This window comes from Caulobacter sp. GW821-FHT10A06, assembly GCF_059415805.1.
Genome location: NZ_JBWKNY010000002.1, coordinates 294,302 through 313,336 on the forward strand (window position 1 = coordinate 294,302; position 19,035 = coordinate 313,336).

At 68.8% G+C, this 19,035-nt stretch carries 16 protein-coding genes; 11 read left to right on the forward strand and 5 right to left on the reverse strand.

Going from position 1 to position 19,035, the window contains the following annotated elements:
• The first annotated feature begins 97 nt into the window (after positions 1–97).
• Positions 98–829: a TlyA family RNA methyltransferase gene (locus AC07NF_RS05310; RefSeq protein WP_494628386.1), complete on the forward strand. Its 732-nt coding sequence runs from the start codon at positions 98–100 to the stop codon at positions 827–829.
• A 60-nt stretch (positions 830–889) separates the two neighbouring features.
• Here AC07NF_RS05310 and AC07NF_RS05315 read toward each other — a convergent pair whose 3' ends face one another.
• A complete protein-coding gene (locus AC07NF_RS05315) occupies positions 890–1,534 on the reverse strand; it encodes a hypothetical protein (RefSeq protein ID WP_494628384.1) in 645 nt (214 codons plus the stop codon).
• 167 nt (positions 1,535–1,701) lie between these two features.
• Here AC07NF_RS05315 and AC07NF_RS05320 point away from each other — a divergent pair, with 167 nt between their 5' ends.
• The 6 genes from AC07NF_RS05320 to AC07NF_RS05345 all read left to right on the forward strand — a co-directional run bounded on the left by AC07NF_RS05320 (position 1,702) and on the right by AC07NF_RS05345 (position 7,289).
• Positions 1,702–2,949, forward strand: a complete 1,248-nt coding sequence (locus tag AC07NF_RS05320; protein ID WP_494628382.1) for a class I SAM-dependent RNA methyltransferase — start codon at positions 1,702–1,704, stop codon at positions 2,947–2,949.
• 8 nt (positions 2,950–2,957) lie between these two features.
• Entirely contained in the window at positions 2,958–4,016 is a 1,059-nt protein-coding gene (locus AC07NF_RS05325; protein ID WP_494628380.1) for a class I SAM-dependent methyltransferase, read from the forward strand.
• A 28-nt stretch (positions 4,017–4,044) separates the two neighbouring features.
• Positions 4,045–5,046 (forward strand): acyltransferase family protein, encoded by a 1,002-nt coding sequence (locus AC07NF_RS05330; protein WP_494628378.1) that lies wholly within the window; start codon positions 4,045–4,047, stop codon positions 5,044–5,046.
• A gap of 69 nt (positions 5,047–5,115) precedes the next feature.
• The gene (locus tag AC07NF_RS05335) at positions 5,116–5,499 is read left to right on the forward strand and encodes a YciI family protein (RefSeq protein ID WP_494628376.1); all 384 of its coding nucleotides are present in this window, start codon (positions 5,116–5,118) and stop codon (positions 5,497–5,499) included.
• Positions 5,496–6,749 carry an RNA polymerase sigma factor gene (locus tag AC07NF_RS05340; RefSeq protein ID WP_494628374.1) on the forward strand — a complete coding sequence of 418 codons (1,254 nt, stop codon included), beginning with the start codon at positions 5,496–5,498 and terminating at the stop codon, positions 6,747–6,749. Before AC07NF_RS05335 ends, AC07NF_RS05340 begins: the two co-directional genes overlap by 4 nt.
• A gap of 12 nt (positions 6,750–6,761) precedes the next feature.
• Positions 6,762–7,289 carry an SRPBCC family protein gene (locus tag AC07NF_RS05345; protein WP_494628372.1) on the forward strand — a complete coding sequence of 176 codons (528 nt, stop codon included), beginning with the start codon at positions 6,762–6,764 and terminating at the stop codon, positions 7,287–7,289.
• 4 nt (positions 7,290–7,293) lie between these two features.
• Here the strand turns inward: AC07NF_RS05345 and AC07NF_RS05350 are convergent, their stop codons facing one another.
• Both AC07NF_RS05350 and AC07NF_RS05355 read right to left on the reverse strand, forming a co-directional pair.
• Positions 7,294–7,707 (reverse strand): response regulator transcription factor, encoded by a 414-nt coding sequence (locus AC07NF_RS05350; protein WP_494628370.1) that lies wholly within the window; start codon positions 7,705–7,707, stop codon positions 7,294–7,296.
• The gene (locus tag AC07NF_RS05355; RefSeq protein WP_494628368.1) at positions 7,707–10,898 is read right to left on the reverse strand and encodes a PAS domain S-box protein; all 3,192 of its coding nucleotides are present in this window, start codon (positions 10,896–10,898) and stop codon (positions 7,707–7,709) included. Before AC07NF_RS05355 ends, AC07NF_RS05350 begins: the two co-directional genes overlap by 1 nt.
• A gap of 173 nt (positions 10,899–11,071) precedes the next feature.
• On the opposite strand from AC07NF_RS05355, the gene AC07NF_RS05360 reads away from it, so the two are divergent.
• A complete protein-coding gene (locus tag AC07NF_RS05360; protein ID WP_494628366.1) occupies positions 11,072–12,157 on the forward strand; it encodes a PA0069 family radical SAM protein in 1,086 nt (361 codons plus the stop codon).
• 140 nt (positions 12,158–12,297) lie between these two features.
• Entirely contained in the window at positions 12,298–12,753 is a 456-nt protein-coding gene (locus AC07NF_RS05365) for a cell wall biosynthesis glycosyltransferase (RefSeq protein WP_492810053.1), read from the forward strand.
• A gap of 132 nt (positions 12,754–12,885) precedes the next feature.
• Here AC07NF_RS05365 and AC07NF_RS05370 read toward each other — a convergent pair whose 3' ends face one another.
• Both AC07NF_RS05370 and AC07NF_RS05375 read right to left on the reverse strand, forming a co-directional pair.
• Complete coding sequence (locus tag AC07NF_RS05370) at positions 12,886–14,550, reverse strand: lytic transglycosylase domain-containing protein (RefSeq protein WP_494628683.1); 1,665 nt, start codon at positions 14,548–14,550, stop codon at positions 12,886–12,888.
• A gap of 10 nt (positions 14,551–14,560) precedes the next feature.
• A complete protein-coding gene (locus tag AC07NF_RS05375; protein WP_494628364.1) occupies positions 14,561–15,373 on the reverse strand; it encodes a uracil-DNA glycosylase in 813 nt (270 codons plus the stop codon).
• A gap of 151 nt (positions 15,374–15,524) precedes the next feature.
• Here AC07NF_RS05375 and AC07NF_RS05380 point away from each other — a divergent pair, with 151 nt between their 5' ends.
• Positions 15,525–17,198: an electron transfer flavoprotein-ubiquinone oxidoreductase gene (locus AC07NF_RS05380; RefSeq protein ID WP_494628362.1), complete on the forward strand. Its 1,674-nt coding sequence runs from the start codon at positions 15,525–15,527 to the stop codon at positions 17,196–17,198.
• Between the two features lie 74 nt (positions 17,199–17,272).
• Complete coding sequence (locus AC07NF_RS05385; RefSeq protein ID WP_494628360.1) at positions 17,273–19,006, forward strand: tetratricopeptide repeat protein; 1,734 nt, start codon at positions 17,273–17,275, stop codon at positions 19,004–19,006.
• Positions 19,007–19,035 lie beyond the last annotated feature (29 nt).

The window sequence follows — 19,035 nt, forward strand, 5'->3', positions numbered from 1 at the left end:
GCGTCTTGCGCGCCGGTGATCGCTGTTCAGTTGATCCCGAAGAGACCTGCGCCGCAACCCCGTGCTAGACGGCGGTCTGAACTTTCGAGGAGGCCGCGTGGCCCGCAAGCGTATCGATATGTTGCTCGTCGAGCGGGGCGTCGTCGACAGCCGCGCCAAGGCCCGTGCGGCCGTCGAGGCTGGGCTGGTCACGGTCAATGGCAAGGTGATCACCAAGCCCGCCGACACCTTCGACTCGGATGCGGAGATCGTCGCCGAGGCCGCCCATCCGTGGGTCGGGCGCGGGGCGCTGAAGCTGATCCACGCGCTGGACCTGTGGCCGGTCGCGGTGGAGGGGCGGGTGGCGCTGGACGTTGGCGCGTCGACCGGCGGTTTCACCGAGGTGCTGCTGTCGCGTGGGGCGCAGACGGTGTTCGCGGTCGATGTCGGTCGCGAACAGCTGCACGCCAAGCTGCGGGACGATCCGCGCGTGGTCGACCTGTCCGGCGTCGACGCCCGGGCGCTGGACGAGACGGTGATCGGGACCGCGCCGGCCTTGGTGGTCAGCGACGTCAGCTTCATCGCCCTGACCAAGGCCTTGCCGGCGGCCTTGGACCTGGCGGCTCAGGGCGCGGATCTGGTGGCGCTGATCAAGCCGCAGTTCGAGGCCGGCCGCGACTTCGTCGGCAAGGGCGGTCTGGTGAAGGACCCCGAGATCATCGCCCGCGTCGAGCGCGAGGTGGGCGAGTTCCTGGAAGCTTCCGGCTGGTCGGTGAAGGGCCTGACCGAGAGCCCGATCACCGGCGGTGACGGCCAGGTCGAGCGCCTCGTCTGGGCGATCAAGCGGTAGAAACGAAAACGGCCGCCCGACAGGGGCGGCCGATCCGTCTTCCACAAGAGAGGTCGGGACTTAGTCGACGACCTGGTACTTGCCGTTGGCGTCCGGGCAGACGCGCACGAAGCGCTTCTGGGTCCGGCCGTCCGGCAGGTAGATCGGGCTCTCGGCCAGGGTGCAGCCGTTGACGTCGGCCTGACCGCTGCGGTCGTTGACGCGGTAGCCTTCACGACGCTCATACGAGCGCTCGTAGTAGCTGTCGCGATCGGCGTCGCGGCGGGCGTCTTCGTACGAGCTGGAGCGGTAGCCGCGGTCGTAGTCGTACGAGTCGTTATAGGCGGCCGGCGGGGGAGGCGGCGGGGGCGGAGCGCGACCCGAGGTGCAGGCGGCCGAGTTCTTGCCGATGTTCGAGCCGATCACCGCGCCCAGCAGGCCGCCGAGGACAGCGCCCTCGGTTTTGGCGCCGCGCGCGGCGACGCCGCCGCCGATGCCAGCGCCGATGGCCGCGCCAGCCAGACCGCCGCCCGTGCCGCGCTGCGTCGTCGAGCGCTGGCAAGGATCGTAGTAGCCCTGGCTGTAGGCGCCGCCGCCGTAGGGCGTGGTGCCATAGGACTGAGCCGAGGCCAGGGTCGGCGTCAGCACGCCACAGACGAGGGCGGCGGTGACGCCCAGAACGGTCTTCATCTTGGAGGTCCTGCTCTTGGAGGCGGTCATGGTCATGAGAGAAGCTTGTCTTTTTAAGGGGCGGCCTTTTTGTGACCGCCACGCCCATCCGTTGATCTAGGTATGCGCCGGCCAAGATGAATGGTGGCTGACAGCTTTCTTCACCGAACAGAAAATCGTCCGAAGGCCGCGCTCAAGCCCCGGTTTTGGGGTATGGACGGCAGATGCAAGAACTGATGATCAACGCCATCGGCGCCCAGGGCGACGGTCTCGCCCGCTTTGCCGACGGCAAGCCGGCCTTCGTGCCCCTGACCCTGCCGGGCGAAACGATCCTGGCCAAGATGGAAGGCGCGCGCGGCGAGATCGCCGAAATCGTGAAGGCCAGCGCCGAGCGTGTCGCCGCGCCGTGCAAGCACTTTGGCCATTGCGGCGGCTGCGCCCTGCAGCACTGGGCCGCTGCGCCCTATCTCGGCTGGAAGGCCGAGCAGGTCCGTGTCCAGCTGTCGATGGAAGGTCTGGAGACCGAGATCCTGCCGGCCTTTGCCGCGCCGCCGGCCTCGCGCCGCCGGGTGGCGCTGCATGCCCGACGGGGCAGCAAGGGGCAGGGCGCATTGCTGGGCTTCAAGGAGCGCCGCTCCTGGAACCTGGTGCCGCTCGCCGAGTGTCCGGTCACCGACCCGCGCCTCATCGCGGCCTTGCCAGCCCTCGCGCGCCTGGCCGAGCCGTTCCTGGAGCACCCCAAGTCCGCGCCGACCCTGCACGTGACCCTGACCGCCACGGGCCTGGACATCGACGTCACCGGTGTCGAGCGCAAGAGCGGGGGCCTGTCGGCCGACGCCCGCATGCGCGCGGCCATGGCGGCCAGCGACGGCGACTTCGCCCGCGTCACCCTGGCCGGCGAGACCGTCTATGGCGCGCGCCAGCCGATGGTGAAGCTGGGCCCCGCCGTGGTCGCTCTACCGCCGGGCAGCTTCCTGCAGGCCGTGCCGGCCGCCGAGCGGGCGATGGTCGAGTTCGCCGTGGCGGAGAGCCAGGCCGCCAGTCGCATCGCCGACCTCTATTGCGGCGTTGGCACCTTCACCTTCCGCCTGGCCGAGGTCGCGGCGGTGCACGCCGCCGAGATGAGCCCGCAGGCCGTCGCCGCCTTGAAATCCGCGATCGGCGCCGCGCCGGGCCTGAAACCGATCAACGCCGAGGCACGCGACCTGGTCAAACGTCCGGTGCTCAGCACCGAGCTCGCCAAGACCGACGTGGTCGTCATCGACCCGCCGCGCGCCGGGGCCGCCGAGCAGACGGTCGAGATCGCCAAGTCCAAGGTCGCCAAGGTGGTCAGCGTCTCGTGCAATCCGGCGACCTTCGCCAAGGACGCCCGCGCTCTGGTCGACGCCGGCTTCCGCCTGGACAAGGTGCTGCCCGTGGACCAGTTCGTCTGGTCGCCGCATATTGAGTTGGTCGGGGTGTTCACGCGCTAGGAGCGGGCATGGACGAACGTCGGTCGAGGGCGGCTTTCACGGTCGACGCCGCCAGCCAACGGGCCAGGGCGATGGTCAAGGCGGCCTGGTGGACGGCGACCGGTTCGCTGGCCCGCTCCCTGACCCGGCCGACCCAGGGCGAGCAGGCCCGCAGCTTTTCGCCCAAGTCCGCTCCAGCCGCGAAGGGCAGCTTGCGGAAGGCCTATCTGGAGGCGTTCGAGAAGGACGCCCGCGACGTCGCCGCCGGGCTCTATCCCGCCATCGAGGATGGGTTGGTCCGCCCCTCGGCCGCCCTGCGCGAAGCCGCCGACTTCATTGCCGACGCCTTCGAGGTCGATCAGCGCCGCCGCCGAGGTGACGGCGTCGAGGTTCGTGATGCGGTCGATAGTTCAGCCTATCCAACCTATTATCGCCAAAACTTCCACTACCAGTCGGGCGGCTGGTTCACCGAAGAGAGCGCCCGCCGCTACGACGCCCAGGTCGAGGCGCTGTTCTCCGGCACGGCCGGGGCGATGCGCCGACGGGGGCTGTCGCTGCTGGCCAAACATTGGCGCGGTCGCGACCATCGCGACGCGAAAATCCTCGACGTGGCCTGCGGTTCGGGCGCTTTCCTCAAGGACCTGAAGTCGGCCTTTCCGCGCGCGGCGACCGCTGGTCTGGACCTCTCGGAAGCCTATCTGGCGCAGGCTCGCAAACGCACCGGCGCGGGCGGCGTCAAAGCGAATGCAGAAGCTTTGCCGTTCGCGGATTCCTCTTTGGACGCGGTCAGTTGCGTCTATCTCTTCCACGAACTGCCGCCGCGTGTTCGCCCCGTCGTGGCGGCCAGCCTGGCGCGGGTGCTCAAGCCCGGCGGGGTGCTGGTCTTCGCGGAATCGGTGCAGCCGACCGACACGCCGGACCTGGCCCGGCTGCTGGAAGCTTTCCCGGTCTACTTCCATGAGCCGTACTACGGCAGCTACGCCGAGACCGATCTGGTCGCCCTGTTCGCCGAAGCTGGCCTGCGGGTCATCGGCGAAGACCGCGCCTTCCTGACCAAGGCCTTGCTGCTGGAGAAACCCGTCGGCTAAGCAAGGGCGGGGCGCGGGGGCGGACAGTTTGCAAGCGTACGAAGCGGGGCGACGATACGAGACGCTGGACGGGCTGCGCGGCGTCGCGGCGGTCGGCGTCATGCTGTACCACATCGGCAGCTGGACTGGCCGGCCGTGGGTGGTCGCGCACGGCTACCTGGCCGTCGACTTCTTCTTCTGCCTGTCGGGCTTCGTCCTGGCCCACGCCTATGGCCGGCGCGAGATCGGCTGGCTGGGCTTCATGCGCCAGCGGCTGGTGCGGCTGTGGCCGCTGATCGCCGTGACCATGCTGGCGGGCGCGACGGTGATCATCCAGCATCGCGAGCACGTGCCGGGGTGGCTGGGCCTGGGCCTCTTGATGATCCCCAGGGTCTGGGTGGACGACACCGGCTTCTCGCCGCTTTTCCCTTTGAATCCGCCGGCCTGGTCGCTGTTCTTCGAGCTGGTCGTCGGCGCGGCCTGGTTCCCGCTGCGGCGGCTGGGCGTGATGGGTCACGTGCTGATGATCGTGCTGCTGATCCCGATCATGGCCTATGTCGCGCACGGCATGGGCGGGGTGCTGACCGGCTGGGACCGGGGCACCTTCGTGATCAGCTTCCTGCGCACGATCTTCGCCTTCCTGCTGGGCTGGGGCTGCTATCGGGTGCAGCCGTTCACGAGCCTGGCGGTCCCGGCCTGGGTGCTGGCGGTCGTGCTGGCCGTGGTGATGAGCGTGCCGTGGACGCCGCTGAACTGGCTCTACGACTTCGCCTGCGTGAGCGTCGTCTTCCCGCTGATGGTGCTGGCCGGACGGCAGGATCCGGAGGGTTTCCAGGGTGTGCTCTGCCGCATCTCGGGCGCGATCTCGTATCCGCTGTACGTCCTGCACTGGCTGGGCTGGGAGCTGATGCTGCGGCTGTTCCGAGCGATCGGCGGCAAGGGCTATCCGTTGGGCTTCGCCGCCGTCGCCATTCCCGTGATCCTGGTCTTCGCCTGGGCGGTGCTGAAGGTCTACGACGAGCCCGTTCGCCGCCGGCTGAGGCGTCTCTAAAAAATTCTCGAGGCGATGTCGGATATGGGCATAGTCCGCCGTCCTAGAGACGGAGAAAGAGGACCGCCCATGCTCTACGCCATACTCTGCTACAACCAGGAAGACGTGATCTGTGGCTGGTCCAAGGACCACGAGGACGAGGTCATGGGCAAGCTGATCGCCGTCCAGGAGAACCTGGCCAAGCAGGGCCGCCTGGGTCCCGTCGCCCGCCTGATGCCGACCACGGCCGCCACGACCCTGCGCAAGGACCGCGAGCCGCCGCTGGTGCTGGACGGTCCGTTCGCCGAGACCAAGGAGCAGCTGCTGGGCTTCTACGTCGTCGACTGCGACGACCTAGAAGGCGCGCTCGACATCGCCAAGGACCTGGGCAAGGCCAATCCGGGCGGCTCGTATGAGATCCGTCCGATCGCGCTGTTCAACCCGGCCCCGACTCCGGAGGTGGCAGGCGCGTGACCGACCTCGGTTGGATCGAGGGCGCGATCACCGCCGCCCGGCCCCAGGCCATGGCGGCGCTGCTGCGCTACTTCCGCGACATGGACGCGGCCGAGGAGGCGTTCCAGGACGCCTGCCTGCGCGCCCTGAAGAGCTGGCCCAAGAACGGCCCGCCCCGCGATCCGACCGCCTGGCTGATCATGGTCGGTCGCAACGCCGCCATCGACTCGATCCGCAAGACCAGCCGCAACACCGTCCTGCCGCCCGAGGAACTGCTGTCCGACCTCGAAGACGCCGAGGCCGAGGCGGCCGAGCGGCTGGACGGTTCGCACTATCGTGACGACGTCCTGCGGCTGCTGTTCATCTGCTGCCATCCGGATCTGCCGGCGACCCAGCAGATCGCCTTGGCCCTGCGCATCGTTTCGGGCCTGTCGGTCAAGGAGATCGCCCGCGCCTTCGTGGTCGGCGAAGCGGCCATGGAGCAGCGGATCACCCGGGCCAAGGCCCGCATCGGGGCCGGCGACGCGCCGTTCGAGGCGCCGGGGCCGGTCGAGCGCGCTGAGCGCTTCGCGGCCGTGGCGGCGATGATCTACCTGGTCTTCAACGAAGGCTATTCGGCCAGCGGCAAGGCGGTCGAGGCTCGGGGCGGTCTGTGCGACGAGGCCATCCGCCTGGCGCGCCTGCTGCTGCGTCTGTTCCCGGCCGAGCCGGAGATGATGGGGCTGACGGCGCTGCTGCTAATCCAGCATGCCCGCTCGGAGGCTCGGTTTACCGCCGACGGCCAGGCGATCCTGCTGGAGGATCAGGACCGAAGCCTCTGGAATCGCACGATGATCGGGGAGGGGCTGGCGCTGATCGACAAGGCGATGCTGAAGCGTGATCCCGGTCCCTATCAGGTGCAGTCCGCCATCGCCGCCCTGCATGCTCGCGCCGAGACGGCGGCGGACACCGACTGGGCCGGCATCGACGCGCTGTACGCCACGCTGGAGATCATGCAGCCCTCGCCGGTGATCACCCTGAACCGCGCGGTGGCGACGGCCAAGGTGCGCGGCCCCGAGGCAGCGCTGGCGATGATCGAGCCGCTGGGCGCGCGGCTGGAGGGCTACTTCCACTATCACGGCGCACGCGGGGCCTTCCTGCTGCAGGCGGGTTGCAAGGCCGAGGCCCGCCAGGCGTTCGACCGCGCGATTTCGCTGGCCAATACCGCCGCCGAGGCGGCCAATATCCGGCAATACCTCGATCGGGTGACCGCCGAGGCGGAAAAGAACTAGGGGGAGAGACTGATGCTGAAGACCATTTTTATCGTGATCGTCGTCGCCATCGTGGCGGTGCTGGCCTTCGCCGCCACGCGGCCGGGCGACTTTGTCGTCACCCGTACGGCGCAGATCAACGCGCCGCCGGAAAAGCTGGAGGCCATGGTCTCGGACTTCCACCAATGGGGCGCCTGGTCGCCGTGGGAGAAGATCGATCCGGGCATGAAGCGCACCTATGGCGGCCCGGCCGCTGGCGTGGGCGCGACCTATGCCTGGGTGGGCAATGACAAGGTCGGTACGGGCGGCATGGAGATCACCAAGGTCACGCCAGGCCGCGAGGTGATCTTCGACCTGCACTTCATCAAGCCGTTCAGGGCGGACAATGTCGGCCGCTTCACGTTCGAGCCGCAGGGCGCGGGCACGAAGGTCACCTGGTCGATGTCAGGCAAGAACCCCTACGTCGCCAAGCTGATGGGGCTGGTCTTCAACATGGACCAGATGATCGGCAAGGACTTCGAGGCGGGCCTGGCCAACATGAAGGCCGCCGCCGAAAAGTGAGGGCCTAGTCCAGGATCAGCTCGTCGTTCGAGGGCTCCGGCGTCTTGGCCGGCGCGGAGCCCTTCAGGACGGTCTCTATCCGCTTGAGCAGGTCCTGCGGCTTGAACGGCTTGGCCAGGTAGCCGTCGGCGCCTTGCTCCAGGGCCTTCATGATCGTGGCCGGATCGCGATGGGCGGTCATCATCAGGATCTTCGGCCGGCCGGGGCGGACGCGCATCAGGCGCAGGACGTCAAGGCCGCTCATGCCGGGCATGTTGATGTCCAGCAGCACCAAGGCGAAGCCTTCGCGGCCCAGTAGCTGCATGGCCGTGTCGGACGAGGCGGCGGTGACCACCTTGAAGCCCTGCTGCGTCAGCACCAGGTCGACGAAGTGCCTGATCATCGGGTCGTCGTCGACGATGAGGATCCTGTTCGGCATCAGGCGGCGACCTCTTGCGGGAGGACGCCCTCCAGGCGGGCGATCCAGGTCGCCAGAACCCGCTCGGCCGCATCCGCCGCCGTGCGGGCCGCGGCGAAGGCGTTGGCCGAGGGCTCGCCGGCGCGCAGGCAATCCTCCAGCGCCCGCGCCGCGCCCGACAGGCGCATGAAGCCCAAGAGGCCCGCCGAGCCGGCGGTGGTGTGGGCTTCCTCGCTCAGGGTCCGCGAGGCGGGATCGTGCAGGACAGCGCCCAGCTGGCCGCGCAGCAGGCGGGCCATCTTCAGGCTGGCCTCGGCGCCCATCAGGGCTTCAAGGGCGTCGCGGGCCTGGCGCTCGTCGTCTAGCTCATCGGCCGGCGAGGAGGCGGGCGCATCGTCGCCCAGCAGGTGCTGGGCCAGGGCCTGCTCCAGCTGCTGCTCCGACAAGGGCTTGAGCAGGTAGTCGGTCATGCCGGCGGCCTTGCACGCGGCGATTTGATCGGGCGTGCCGCCGGCCGTCAGGGCCAGGATTGGCGCGTCGGTCAGGCCTCGGCGGCGGATCTCGCGGGTGGCGGCGCGGCCGTCCATCACCGGCATGTGCACGTCCATTAGGACGAGGTCGTAGCGGGCGGTCTCGAGGGCGGCGACGGCCTCGGCGCCGTCGGCGGCCAGGCCGACCACGCAGCCGCGCCGCTCCAGCAGGGCCTTGAAGAGCTCGCGGTTCAGCTCGGTGTCGTCGACCAGCAGGACGCGGCGGCCTTCGAACCGGCGCAGGGCCTTTGGCGCGCCGACCGACACGATCGGGGCGGCGATCGCGAAGTCGATCTCGAACCAGAAGGTCGAGCCTTCGCCCAGCGTGCTCTCGACGCCGATCACCCCGCCCATCAGCTCGACCAGCTCGCGCGAGATGGCCAGGCCCAGGCCGGTGCCGCCGAACTTGCGCGAGATCGAGTCGTCGGCCTGCGCGTAGCGGGTGAACAGGCGGCCCAGGGCGTCGGGCGCGATGCCGACCCCTTCGTCGATCACCGAGACACGCAGGCGACGGCGGCCGGCGGTCGCGTCCAGCGGCGTGACCTCGACGCTGACGGCGGCGTCCTTGGTGAACTTCACCGCGTTCGACAGCAGGTTCAGCAGCACCTGGCGCAGGCGGAAGGCGTCGCCCTCGACCCAGCCGGCGGTGCGGCCCGCGCGGCGCAGGGACACGCCGCGTTCCGAGGCCTGAGGCTCGACCATCGCCAGGGTATCGGAGACCAGGTCGTCCAGGCTGAAGGGCTTGGCCTCCAGCGCCACGGCCCCGGCGTCCAGCTTGGAGTAGTCGAGGATGTCGTTGATCAGGACGTTCAGGCCCTCGCCGGCCGAACGCACCCGCTCGGCGTTGCGGCGGTCGGCCGAGGTCAGCTCGCGGCTGTCGGTCAGCAGGCGGGCGAAGCCGATGACGCTGTTCAGCGGGGTGCGCAGCTCGTGGCTCATGGTGGCCAGGAACTCGGCCTTGGCGCGGGCGGCGTCCTCGGCCACGTCCTTGGCGACGGCCAGCTGCTCGGCCATGGCGGCCAAGCTCAGGGTCTGGCGCTCCAGGGCGTCCTGGGCCTCGATGCGGGCGGTCTGGTCCTGGACCTGGGCGATGAAGTGCTTGGGCGCGCCGTCCGGCCCACGCACCAGCGACACCGACAGGTGCACCCAGACCAGGCGGCCATCCTTGTGCAGGTAGCGCTTGTCCATGCCGTACGTGGAGATCTCGCCGGCCAGCAGCTGCTGCAGCAGGGTGAGATCCTTCTCCAGGTCATCGGGGTGAGTGATGGTCTGGAAGTCGGTCGCCAGCAGCTCCTCGGGCGAATAGCCGACAATGCCGCAGAAGGCGTCGTTGATCTTGTGGAAGCCGCCTTCCAGCGTGACCAGGGCCATGCCGACGGCGGCGTGGTCGAACGAGGTCTCGAAAATCTCCATCTGCGCCTTGCGGGCCGAGATATCGTGCATCAGGGCGGTGAAGGCCCAGCCGTCCGGACCTTCGGCGCCGCTGATGGCCAGTTCGATCGGGAAGGTCTCGCCGGACTTGCGCTGAGCCGGCACCTCGATGCGCTGGTCGATGACCGCGCTCTCGCCGGTGCGCAGGAAGCGGGCCATGCCCCGGTTGTGGGCGGTGCGGTGTTCCTCGGGGATGATGAAGTCGCTTAGGCGCTTGCCGATCGCTTCTTCGGCCGTCCAGCCGAAGGTCTGCTCGGCGAAGCGGTTCCAGCCGGTGACCTGGCCGGCCTCGTCGATGGTGACGATGGCCTGGTAGGCGTTGGCCACCACCTTGCGGGCATGGGCCTCGCTGGCGCGCAGCTGGTTCTCGCTGCGGCGCAGGGCCTCGAAGGCGGCGTTGCGGGCGGTGACGTCCTCCAGCACGCCGAAGACGGCCACGACCTTGCCGGTCTCGTCATATTCGCAGGTGGCGCGGCCCAGGCCCTGGCGGACCTCGCCGTCGGCGCGCATCAGGCGCAGCTGGTGCTCGACCAGCGGCTCGCCCTTCACGACCCGGCCGAAGGCGGCGCGGGCGGCGACGCGGTCGTCGGGGTGATAGAGGTCCAGCCAGTTGTCGGACGACGGCGTGAAGGTCTCCGGCGTCAGGCCGTAGATCTTGTAGACCTCGTCCGACCAGTGGATCGCCCCGGTCAGCAGGTTGGCGCGCCAGTGGCCGACACCAGAGATGGTCTCGGTCATCTGCAGCAGGCGGCTTTCCTCCTGCAGGCGGCGCTCGTAGCGGGTCTTTTCCAGCTGGGCGACGACAGCGCTGGCCAGCACCCTCAGCTGCGTTTTCTGGGCGTCGGTGATGGCCGGACGAGGCTTGTCGTCGATCACGCACAGCGTGCCCAGATTGTAGCCCTCGGCGGTGGTCAGCACCGCCCCGGCATAGAAGCGGACCTTGGGATCGCCAGTGACCAGCGGATTGTCGGCGAAGCGGGGGTCCTGAGTGGCGTTCTCGACCACCATGATCTCGTGCGGCGGCAGGCGGATCGCATGATCGCAAAAGGCCTGGTCACGCGGGGTCGAGCAGCCGTCCAGGCCGTGCTTGGACTTGAACCACTGCCGCTCACGATCGATCAGCGAGACCGTGGCCATCGGGGTGTCGAAAAGCTGGGCGGCCAAGCGCGTGATGTCGTCGAACACCGGCTCGGGCGCGGTATCCAGAACCCGGTAGGAGACGAGCGCGGCGAGGCGGTCGTGTTCGGACATTCAACGCTTCCAACTTGGCCACGCAAACCTTTGCGCAGTCAGGTGTTCAGGATCGTCCAAAGGAGCTTTCCAAAGGTTGAGCCGGGTGGTGAACGGGCTGCGACGGATTGGCGCAGTTCTGCCTGCTGAAATGAAGTTCTTGTTTTGTTCCGAATGGCGCGCATAATCGCGTCATGGCCGAGGCAGTGAAATCGGCGCCGGCTCCAAGAGGGCGGGGCGCCAAGTCCAATCGAACCGGGCGTTTCGAGGCCCAGGAACGCGAGGCGTTCGACGACGGCTGGGGCGAGGAGGAAGAGCCCAAGCAGCTGAAGACCGAGCTGCAGGCCATGAAGTCGCGGACGATCATCGCCCGCAATCAGAGCCCCGACGTCGGCTTCGACCGCTCGATCAACCCGTATCGCGGCTGCAGCCATGGCTGCATCTATTGCTACGCCCGCCCGGCCCACGCCTATCTGGGCCTGTCGCCGGGCCTGGATTTCGAGAGCAAGATTTTCTTCAAGCCGCACGCGGGCGAGCTGCTGGAGAAGGAGCTGGCCAAGCCCAGCTACAAGCCGGCGACGATCCATATCGGTGGCGACACCGATCCTTACCAGCCCGACGAGAAGCAGCTGCGGGTGACGCGGCAGGTGATCGAGGTGCTGGAGCGCTACAGCCACCCGTTCACGATCATCACCAAGTCGGCCTTGGTGCTGCGCGATCTCGACATCTACAGCCGGCTGGCCGAGCGGAAGCTGGCGCGGGTGGCGATCTCGATCACCACCCTGGACCGGGCCCTGGCCCGGAGCATGGAGCCGCGCGCGGCCACACCGGGCAAGCGGATCGAGGCGGTGCGGCGGCTGACCGAGGCGGGCGTGCCGGTGACGGTGATGTTCGCGCCGGCCATTCCGGGCCTCAACGACCACGAGGTCGAGGCCGTGCTGGAAGCCGCCGCCAAGGCCGGTGCGCGCGGGGCGGGGTATGTGGCCCTGCGCCTGCCGCGCGAGATCGCCCAGCTGTTCGAGGAATGGCTCCAGACGGATCACCCCGACCGGGCGCGACGGGTGATGTCCCTGGTGAGGCAGATCCGTAAGGGCGAGGTGAACAACTCGACCTGGGGCGAGCGGATGGTCGGCGACGGGCCGGTGGCGGAGGTGCTGCGGCAGAGGTTTCATCTGGCGGTGAAGAAGTTCGGGCTGGACCAGCCGTGGACGCCGCTCGATGCGAGCCAGTTCACGCCGCCGCGGTTGGGGGGTAGTGGGCAGATGGATTTGTTCGGCTGAGGGGCCGCAACCTCGTCCTTCGACAGGCTCAGGATGAGGTTTCTACTGAGAGGCTGAATTGGTCCTCATCCTGAGCCTGTCGAAGGACGAGGGCCACGCGAGGCCTTGACCGCATCGCCGCCGCTAGCCCAAGCAGGGCCATGATCTCCGTCGTCCTAATCGCTTCCGAAGACCTGACCGGCCTCGCCGCCCAGATGGCCATGCTGGTGCCCGCCGCCGTGGACGGTCTGGTCAAGGAGGTGATCCTGGTCGCCGATGGCGAGCCTGGCGTGGACGCCCTGGCCGAGGACAGCGGGGCGCGGCTGGTGACGGCCTCTGGCGACCGCCTGGCCGCCGGCGCGGCCGTCGCGCGGGGCGACTGGGTCCTGACGTTGCGGTCGGCTCCAGCGCTGCGCGAGGGATGGCGCGAGCCGATCGAGAAGCACCTGGCCGGCGGGGCAGGGGCGCCGGCGGTTCTGACCGTTCCCGGCGGGATGCTGAGCAAGCTGTCGCCGCGTCTGCACGGGGTGCTGGTGCGGCGGCTGGATTGGCCCACGAGCGGTGGTGACGAGAAGGCGATCGCGAAGGCTCTGCGGGCCAAGCGGTTGGACTACTGAGGCTTTACCCCAATCCGATCATCCCCGCGAAAGCGGGGATCCAAGCTGAGCGGGGGGATGAATTCGAAGCCGTGCCGCTAGGCTGAGAAGCCGCATGGATCCCCGCTTTCGCGGGGATAGTCGGTTAGGGTTTTAAGGCTGAGCTGACGCCAGCGACGTCATCAGCTGATCAATGCTCGTCGGCGCCGCCACCTGCGGATCCAGCCGGAAATCCACCGTCCGCGCGCCCGACGCCACGGCGTCCAGGGTCTTGTTCTCCGCACCCATCAGCCGGCGATAGGTCCAGTAGCTAGCCATCACCTTCTCGACGTAGTTGCGGGTCTCCTTGAAGGGCAGGCTCTCGATCAGCAGCAGGGTGTCGCAGTCGGCGCCCAGCTGGGCGGCGGTGCGGTTCAGCGTGGCCGGGCCGCCGTTATAGGCCGCCACGGCGCGTAGTAGATCTGGGCTCTTGACGCCCCGGTCCATCAGCCAGGTGAAGTAGTCCTGGCCGGCCCGCAGGTTATAGGCCGGGTCGAACAGCGGGCTGTTGTCGGCCAAGAGCTTGTCGTCGCCCACCACGTCGGCGGCCGAGGACGGGCGCACCTGCATCAGGCCCATGGCCCCGGCGGCCGAGACGGCCATGGGGTCGAAGCGGCTTTCCTGGCGGACCAGGGCGTAGACCATGGCCTTGTCGATGGTGAAGCCGCCGACCGGATCCAGCGGGGGCAGGGGATAGTCCTCGCCGCCGACCCGGCGCACGGGGCGGCCAGCGTTCAGCGGGGCGTTGGCGTTCAGGGCCAGGGCCAGGGCGGTCCAGTCGTCGCGCAGTTCCGGGGTGTCGGCCAGCGACAGGCCGGCGCGCAGCTCCATGCCGGCCTCGCGCCAGCGGCCGACCTGGGCCAGGGCGGTGGCGCGGCGGGCGCGGGGATCGTTGCTGACCAGGCGGTCCAGCGAGGCGGTGTCCGGGCCGGCATAGCTGGCGCGGGTCAGCAGGCTGGCGATCGGGTCGAAGCTCTCTTCGGTCGGCGTGACCCCGGCCAGGGCCAGCTGGCGCAGAGCGATCATGCCGTAGAAGGTGTGGGGCGAGCGGGCGGCTTCGCTGAGCAGGGTCTGGGCGTCACGGCCGTGGCCGGCCTGGCTGGCGGTGCGGGCGGCCCAGAAGGCGCCGGCGGCGCGCAGCCACTCGTCCTCGTTCTGGTCGTGGGCGACCTGCTCGAAATAGGCCTGGGCGGCGCGATAGTCGCCCAGGCGATAGGCCGAAAGACCAGCGATCCAGGTCTCGCCGCCGGCGATGGCCAGGCTCAGCGCCTTCTGGACATCGCCGGAGTAGTACGCCTCACGCGAGGCGCGGCCCTTGTCGGCGGGCGGCGGCGCGGTGTCGTCGCCGATGAACAGCTCGGGGATCGGCGCGGCGGCGATACGCTTGCCGGCCGGCTTGCGCTTGATGGCCAGGGCATAGACTCGGTCGGCGCCAGCTTCGTCGCTGTAGCGTTTCAGCCAGCCCGTCAGGTCGTCATAGCTGGCCGAGTAGCGGCTCGGGTGCATGACCTTGGCGAAGGCCAGGCGGCCGACCAGGCTGTGGTCACGGGCGTTGGCCAGGGCGGCTTCAGCGGCGTCGAAGTCACCGCGGTCGGTCGCGGCGAAGGCGGCGCGATAGGCGCGGACGTCTTCTGGAGTCAAAGGGTCGAGGGCGCCCGCATGCGCGACGGAGGCCGTCGCGCACAGCAGAACGGCCGACAAAACGGCCAGAGGGCGAGCCCAAAGCTTCAAAAGTGATCCGCGCTCCCCCGCAGGCGCGCGTCCCCCATTCCCACCAATTGGCGTTATTTTAGTGCGGACGCTCGGGGCGATCAAGTCGCTCGGTCAGCGTCAGAAGGTCCTGCCAGGCCTTCTTCTTCTGCGCGGGCGTGCGCAGCAGGAAGGCCGGGTGCAGGGTCGGCATGGCCGGAAGCTCGATCGACTTGTCGTCCGAGACCCATTCGAACCAGCGGCCGCGCATCGACAGGATGCCTTCCTCGCGCTTCAGGACCGACTTGGCCGAGGCACCGCCGGCCAGCATCAGCATCTTGGGTTTGACCAGGGCGATGGCGCGCTCGACGAAGGGGGCGCAGGTCGCCTGCTCCTGCGGCGTGGGCGTGCGGTTGCCCGGCGGGCGCCAGAAGACGGTATTGGTGATGAAGACGCGGTCTTCCAGGCCGGCGGCCTTGAGCATGCGGTCCAGCAGTTTGCCGGCCCGGCCGACGAACGGTTGGCCTTGGGCGTCCTCGTCGGCCCCGGGGCCTTCGCCGATGATCATCAGCGGCGCGTCGGCGGCGCCGCGCGAGAACACGGCTTGCTTGGCGCCTTGGGTCTTCAGCGGGCAGCCGTCGAAGGCGGCGATGGCGGCGGCCAGGGATTCGAGATCGTCACAGGCGGCCGCGGCGGCCTTGGCCATGGCGACGGCCGAGCCGACGTCCGGCCCACGCACCATCACCGGCCGCGCGACGGCCACCGGAGGCGGCGGCTGGCTCTTGGCGCGCAGCATGGCCGCGCCCTCGGCCAGGCGGTCGATCGGGGCGTCCGCGTACAGGGCCTCGACGCCCGCATCGGCCCAGAAGGCCAGCAGGCTTTCGACAGCGCGTTGATCGGCGGCGAGGCTCATGAGACCGTCTTAGCGCGGAATAAGACTGGGCTCCACGCTGCGATGCAGCAAAAAAGAGACGCTAGGCGCTTGACCGCCACTACGTCACGTTTGGATAAGCTCTGATTCAAACAGTCATAAGACGGGCGGCCGAGCCCGATCGGGAGACCTTATGAGCGAAGACCTCGAACGCGAGTCGATGGAGTACGACGTCGTCATCGTCGGCGGCGGTCCCGCCGGGCTCTCCGCCGCGATCCGTCTGAAGCAGCTGGCCGAGAAGGCCGGGACCGAGATTTCGGTGGCCTTGCTGGAAAAGGGCTCGGAAGTCGGCGCCCACATCCTGTCGGGCGCGGTGATCGATCCCAAGGGTCTGGCCGAGCTGTTCCCGAACTGGAAGGAACTGGGCGCGCCGCTCGAGACGCCGGTCACCAAGGACCGCTTCAAGCTGCTGGGTCCGCAGGGCGAGATGTCCCTGCCGATGTTCGCCATGCCGCCGTTCATGCACAACCACGGCTGCTACATCGCCTCGCTGGGCAACCTGACCCGCTGGCTGGCCGGCAAGGCCGAGGAGCTGGGCGTCGAGATCTATCCAGGCTTCGCGGCCTCTGACCTGGTCTGGAACGAAGACGGCTCGGTAAAGGGCGTCGTGGTCGGTGTCGTCGGCATCGCCAAGGACGGCCACCACAAGCCCGACTTCCAGCCGGGCATGGAGCTGCACGGCAAGTACGTCTTCATCGCCGAGGGCGTGCGCGGCTCGCTGGCCAAGCAGCTGATCGAGAAGTTCGACCTGTCGGCCGGCAAGTCGCCGCAGAAGTACGGCATCGGCATCAAGGAGCTGTGGCAGGTCCCGCCCGAGCAGCACCAGCCCGGCCTGGCCGAGCACACCACCGGCTGGCCGCTGGACAACAACACCGGCGGCGGCAGCTTCATGTATCACTTCGGGGACAACTACGTGGCCATCGGCTACGTCGTGCACCTGAACTACAAGAACCCGTGGATCTCGCCGTTCGACGAGTTCCAACGATTCAAGCAGCACCCGGGCGTGCGTCCGTACCTGGAAGGCGGCAAGCGCATCGCCTACGGCGCGCGGGCCATCACCGAGGGCGGCTACCAGTCGGTGCCGAAGCTGACCTTCCCGGGCGGCGTGCTGATCGGCTGCTCGGCCGGCTTCGTCAACGTGCCGCGCATCAAGGGCAGCCACAACGCCGTCAAGACCGGCATGCTGGCCGCCGAGGCCGCCTATGAGGCTGTGCAGGCCGGCCGCGCCAGCGACGAGCTGACCGCCTACCAGACGGCCTACGACAACTCGTGGGTGGCCAAGGAGCTGAAGGTCGTCCGCAACGCCAAGCCGATGCTGGGCAAGTTCGGCACCGCCCTGGGCGGCGCGGTCAGCATGTTCGACATGTGGTGCACGCACCTCTTCGGCGGCTTCTCGTTCTTCGGCACCATGAAGCACGAGAAGACCGACGCGGCCTCGACGGGCCTGGCCAAAGACTTCGAGCCGATCGTCTATCCCAAGCCCGACGGCGTGATCAGCTTCGATAAGCTGAGCTCGGTGTTCCTGTCGGCCACCAACCACGAGGAAGACCAGCCGGCGCACCTGAAGCTGAAGGACCCGTCGATCCCGATCTCGGTCAACCTGCCCAAGTACGGCGAGCCGGCCCGTCTCTACTGCCCGGCCGGCGTCTACGAGGTGCTCTACAACGAGCAAGGCCAGGACCCGCGCTTCCAGATCAACGCCCAGAACTGCGTCCACTGCAAAACCTGCGACATCAAGGACCCGTCGCAGAACATTGTCTGGACCACGCCGGAAGGCGGCGGCGGACCTAACTATCCGAACATGTAAGAGCAAAGCCTCCCGACCATCTGGTCGGGAGGCTTTTTCTTGCGGGCCGCATCGAAAGCGTCGAGGGTAGGCGGATGACGCGTATTCAAGTCCTTCTCGCCTGCGTTTCCGTCTCGGTCCTGACCGCCTGTTCGACCGCGCCCAGCTCGGTCACCTTGCGCGGCCCGGCCAGCATGAACTCCTCGCTGTTCGACACCCGCAGCTCGTACGGCCAGTTCCTGGCGGGGCAGGCGGCGCTGCGCGACGGCAAGAGCAAGGAAGCGGCCGGCTACTTCGGCACGGCCGCGGTGCTGGGCGAGGATCCGGGCGTGCTGGGCGAGCGCTCGTTCACGGCGCTGCTGCTGGCCGGCGAGATCACCCGCGCCGCCGCCGTCGCCCCGACCGACCCGGACGCCACCGAAGCGGTCAAGCGCCTGGGCGTGCTGACCCGCGTCGTCGAGAACCTCGCCATCGGCAAGGGCAAGGACGCCCAAGTTCTCTTGAAGACCCAGGCTCCGGGTTTCCCGCACCAGCAGGCCGCCGCGCTGTTGGGGCCGTGGGCCGCCGCCGCGGCCGGCGATAGCGAAGGCGCGATCGTCCAGCCGACCCTGCGCACCGACAAGCTGGTCCAATATTTTGGCCAACAGGGCCAGGCCCGCCTGTTCGAGCGCGCCAAGCGCTATGACGAGGCCGAGACCGACTACAAGGCCCTGGTCGCCAACGCCGCCACGGCCAGCATCTTCACCCTCGACTACGGGGCGTTCCTGGAGCGCCGCAAGCGTCACGCCGACGCCGTGGTCCTGTACGACAACGCTCTCCGTACGGCTCCGAGCGACACCGGCCTGCTGCGGGCCCGCGCCCGCGCGGCCGCCAAGGGCGCGCCGCCGGCGTTGCCGACCATCCGCCAGGGCGCGGCCGAGGGCCTGGTGGCCTGCGCCGCGACCTTCGCCGGCGAGCGCCAGACCCAGTTCGCCTTGGCCTATCTGCGTCTGGCCCTGCGCCTGGACCCCGCCCGCGACGAGGCGTGGGTGCTGGTCGGCGACCTGCTGAACCAGAGCGAGGACCCGCAGGGCGCGATCGAGGCCTATGCCCACGTCCAGCCGGGCTCGCCGCATTACGCCTCGGCCCAGAGCAAGACCGCCTGGGCCTGGAACGACATCGGCGACAAGGCCAAGGCGCTGGAAGTGGCCAAGGCCGCCTCGGCCGCCGCGCCTAGCGACCGCGACGCCAGCGTGGCCCTGGCCGATCTGCTGCGCGCCGGCGGCCAGTGGAACGAGTCGGTGGCCGTGCTCGACCCGATCATCGCCCGCGAGACCGAGACGCCCGACTGGCGGCTGCTGTATCTGCGCGCCGTGGCCCTGGAGCAGGCCAAGCGCTGGCCCGAGGCTGAGCGCGACCTGAAGTCGGCGCTGAAGGCCAATCCGGACGAGCCGGAGCTCTTGAACTTCCTCGGCTACAGCTGGATCGACCGCAACGAGAACCTGGCCGAGGCCTTAGGGATGGTCCAGAAGGCCGTTGCGGCGCGACCGCAGTCGGGGGCCATGCTCGACTCTCTCGGTTGGGCCTATTACCGCCTGGGCGACTACAAGACCGCCGTCCAGAAGCTGGAAGCCGCCGTCGAGATGGAGCCGGGCGATCCGGACGTGAACGGGCACCTGGGCGACGCCTACTGGAAGGTCGGGCGCCAGACCGAGGCGCGGTTCCAGTGGCAGCGGGTCCTGAGCCTGGAGCCCGACGACAAGCAGAAGGTCGAGTCCGAGGCCAAGCTGAAGAACGGCCTGGGTCCGACGGGCGCGGCGGCGACCAAGTCGACGGTGGCGCACAACTGAGCTATCGGCGGATGATCCGTCGTTCCAGC

Bases quoted from the DNA above. Each gene is read 5' to 3' on its own strand.
- AC07NF_RS05355 (WP_494628368.1), bottom strand. From the start codon at position 10,898: ATGTCCGAACACGACCGCCTCGCCGCGCTCGTCTCCTACCGGGTTCTG.
- AC07NF_RS05315 (WP_494628384.1), bottom strand. From the start codon at position 1,534: ATGACCATGACCGCCTCCAAGAGCAGGACCTCCAAGATGAAGACCGTT.
- AC07NF_RS05380 (WP_494628362.1), top strand. From the start codon at position 15,525: ATGAGCGAAGACCTCGAACGCGAGTCGATGGAGTACGACGTCGTCATC.
- AC07NF_RS05325 (WP_494628380.1), top strand. From the start codon at position 2,958: ATGGACGAACGTCGGTCGAGGGCGGCTTTCACGGTCGACGCCGCCAGC.
- AC07NF_RS05335 (WP_494628376.1), top strand. From the start codon at position 5,116: ATGCTCTACGCCATACTCTGCTACAACCAGGAAGACGTGATCTGTGGC.
- AC07NF_RS05350 (WP_494628370.1), bottom strand. From the start codon at position 7,707: ATGCCGAACAGGATCCTCATCGTCGACGACGACCCGATGATCAGGCAC.
- AC07NF_RS05345 (WP_494628372.1), top strand. From the start codon at position 6,762: ATGCTGAAGACCATTTTTATCGTGATCGTCGTCGCCATCGTGGCGGTG.
- AC07NF_RS05365 (WP_492810053.1), top strand. From the start codon at position 12,298: ATGATCTCCGTCGTCCTAATCGCTTCCGAAGACCTGACCGGCCTCGCC.
- AC07NF_RS05385 (WP_494628360.1), top strand. From the start codon at position 17,273: ATGACGCGTATTCAAGTCCTTCTCGCCTGCGTTTCCGTCTCGGTCCTG.
- AC07NF_RS05375 (WP_494628364.1), bottom strand. From the start codon at position 15,373: ATGAGCCTCGCCGCCGATCAACGCGCTGTCGAAAGCCTGCTGGCCTTC.
- AC07NF_RS05320 (WP_494628382.1), top strand. From the start codon at position 1,702: ATGCAAGAACTGATGATCAACGCCATCGGCGCCCAGGGCGACGGTCTC.
- AC07NF_RS05360 (WP_494628366.1), top strand. From the start codon at position 11,072: ATGGCCGAGGCAGTGAAATCGGCGCCGGCTCCAAGAGGGCGGGGCGCC.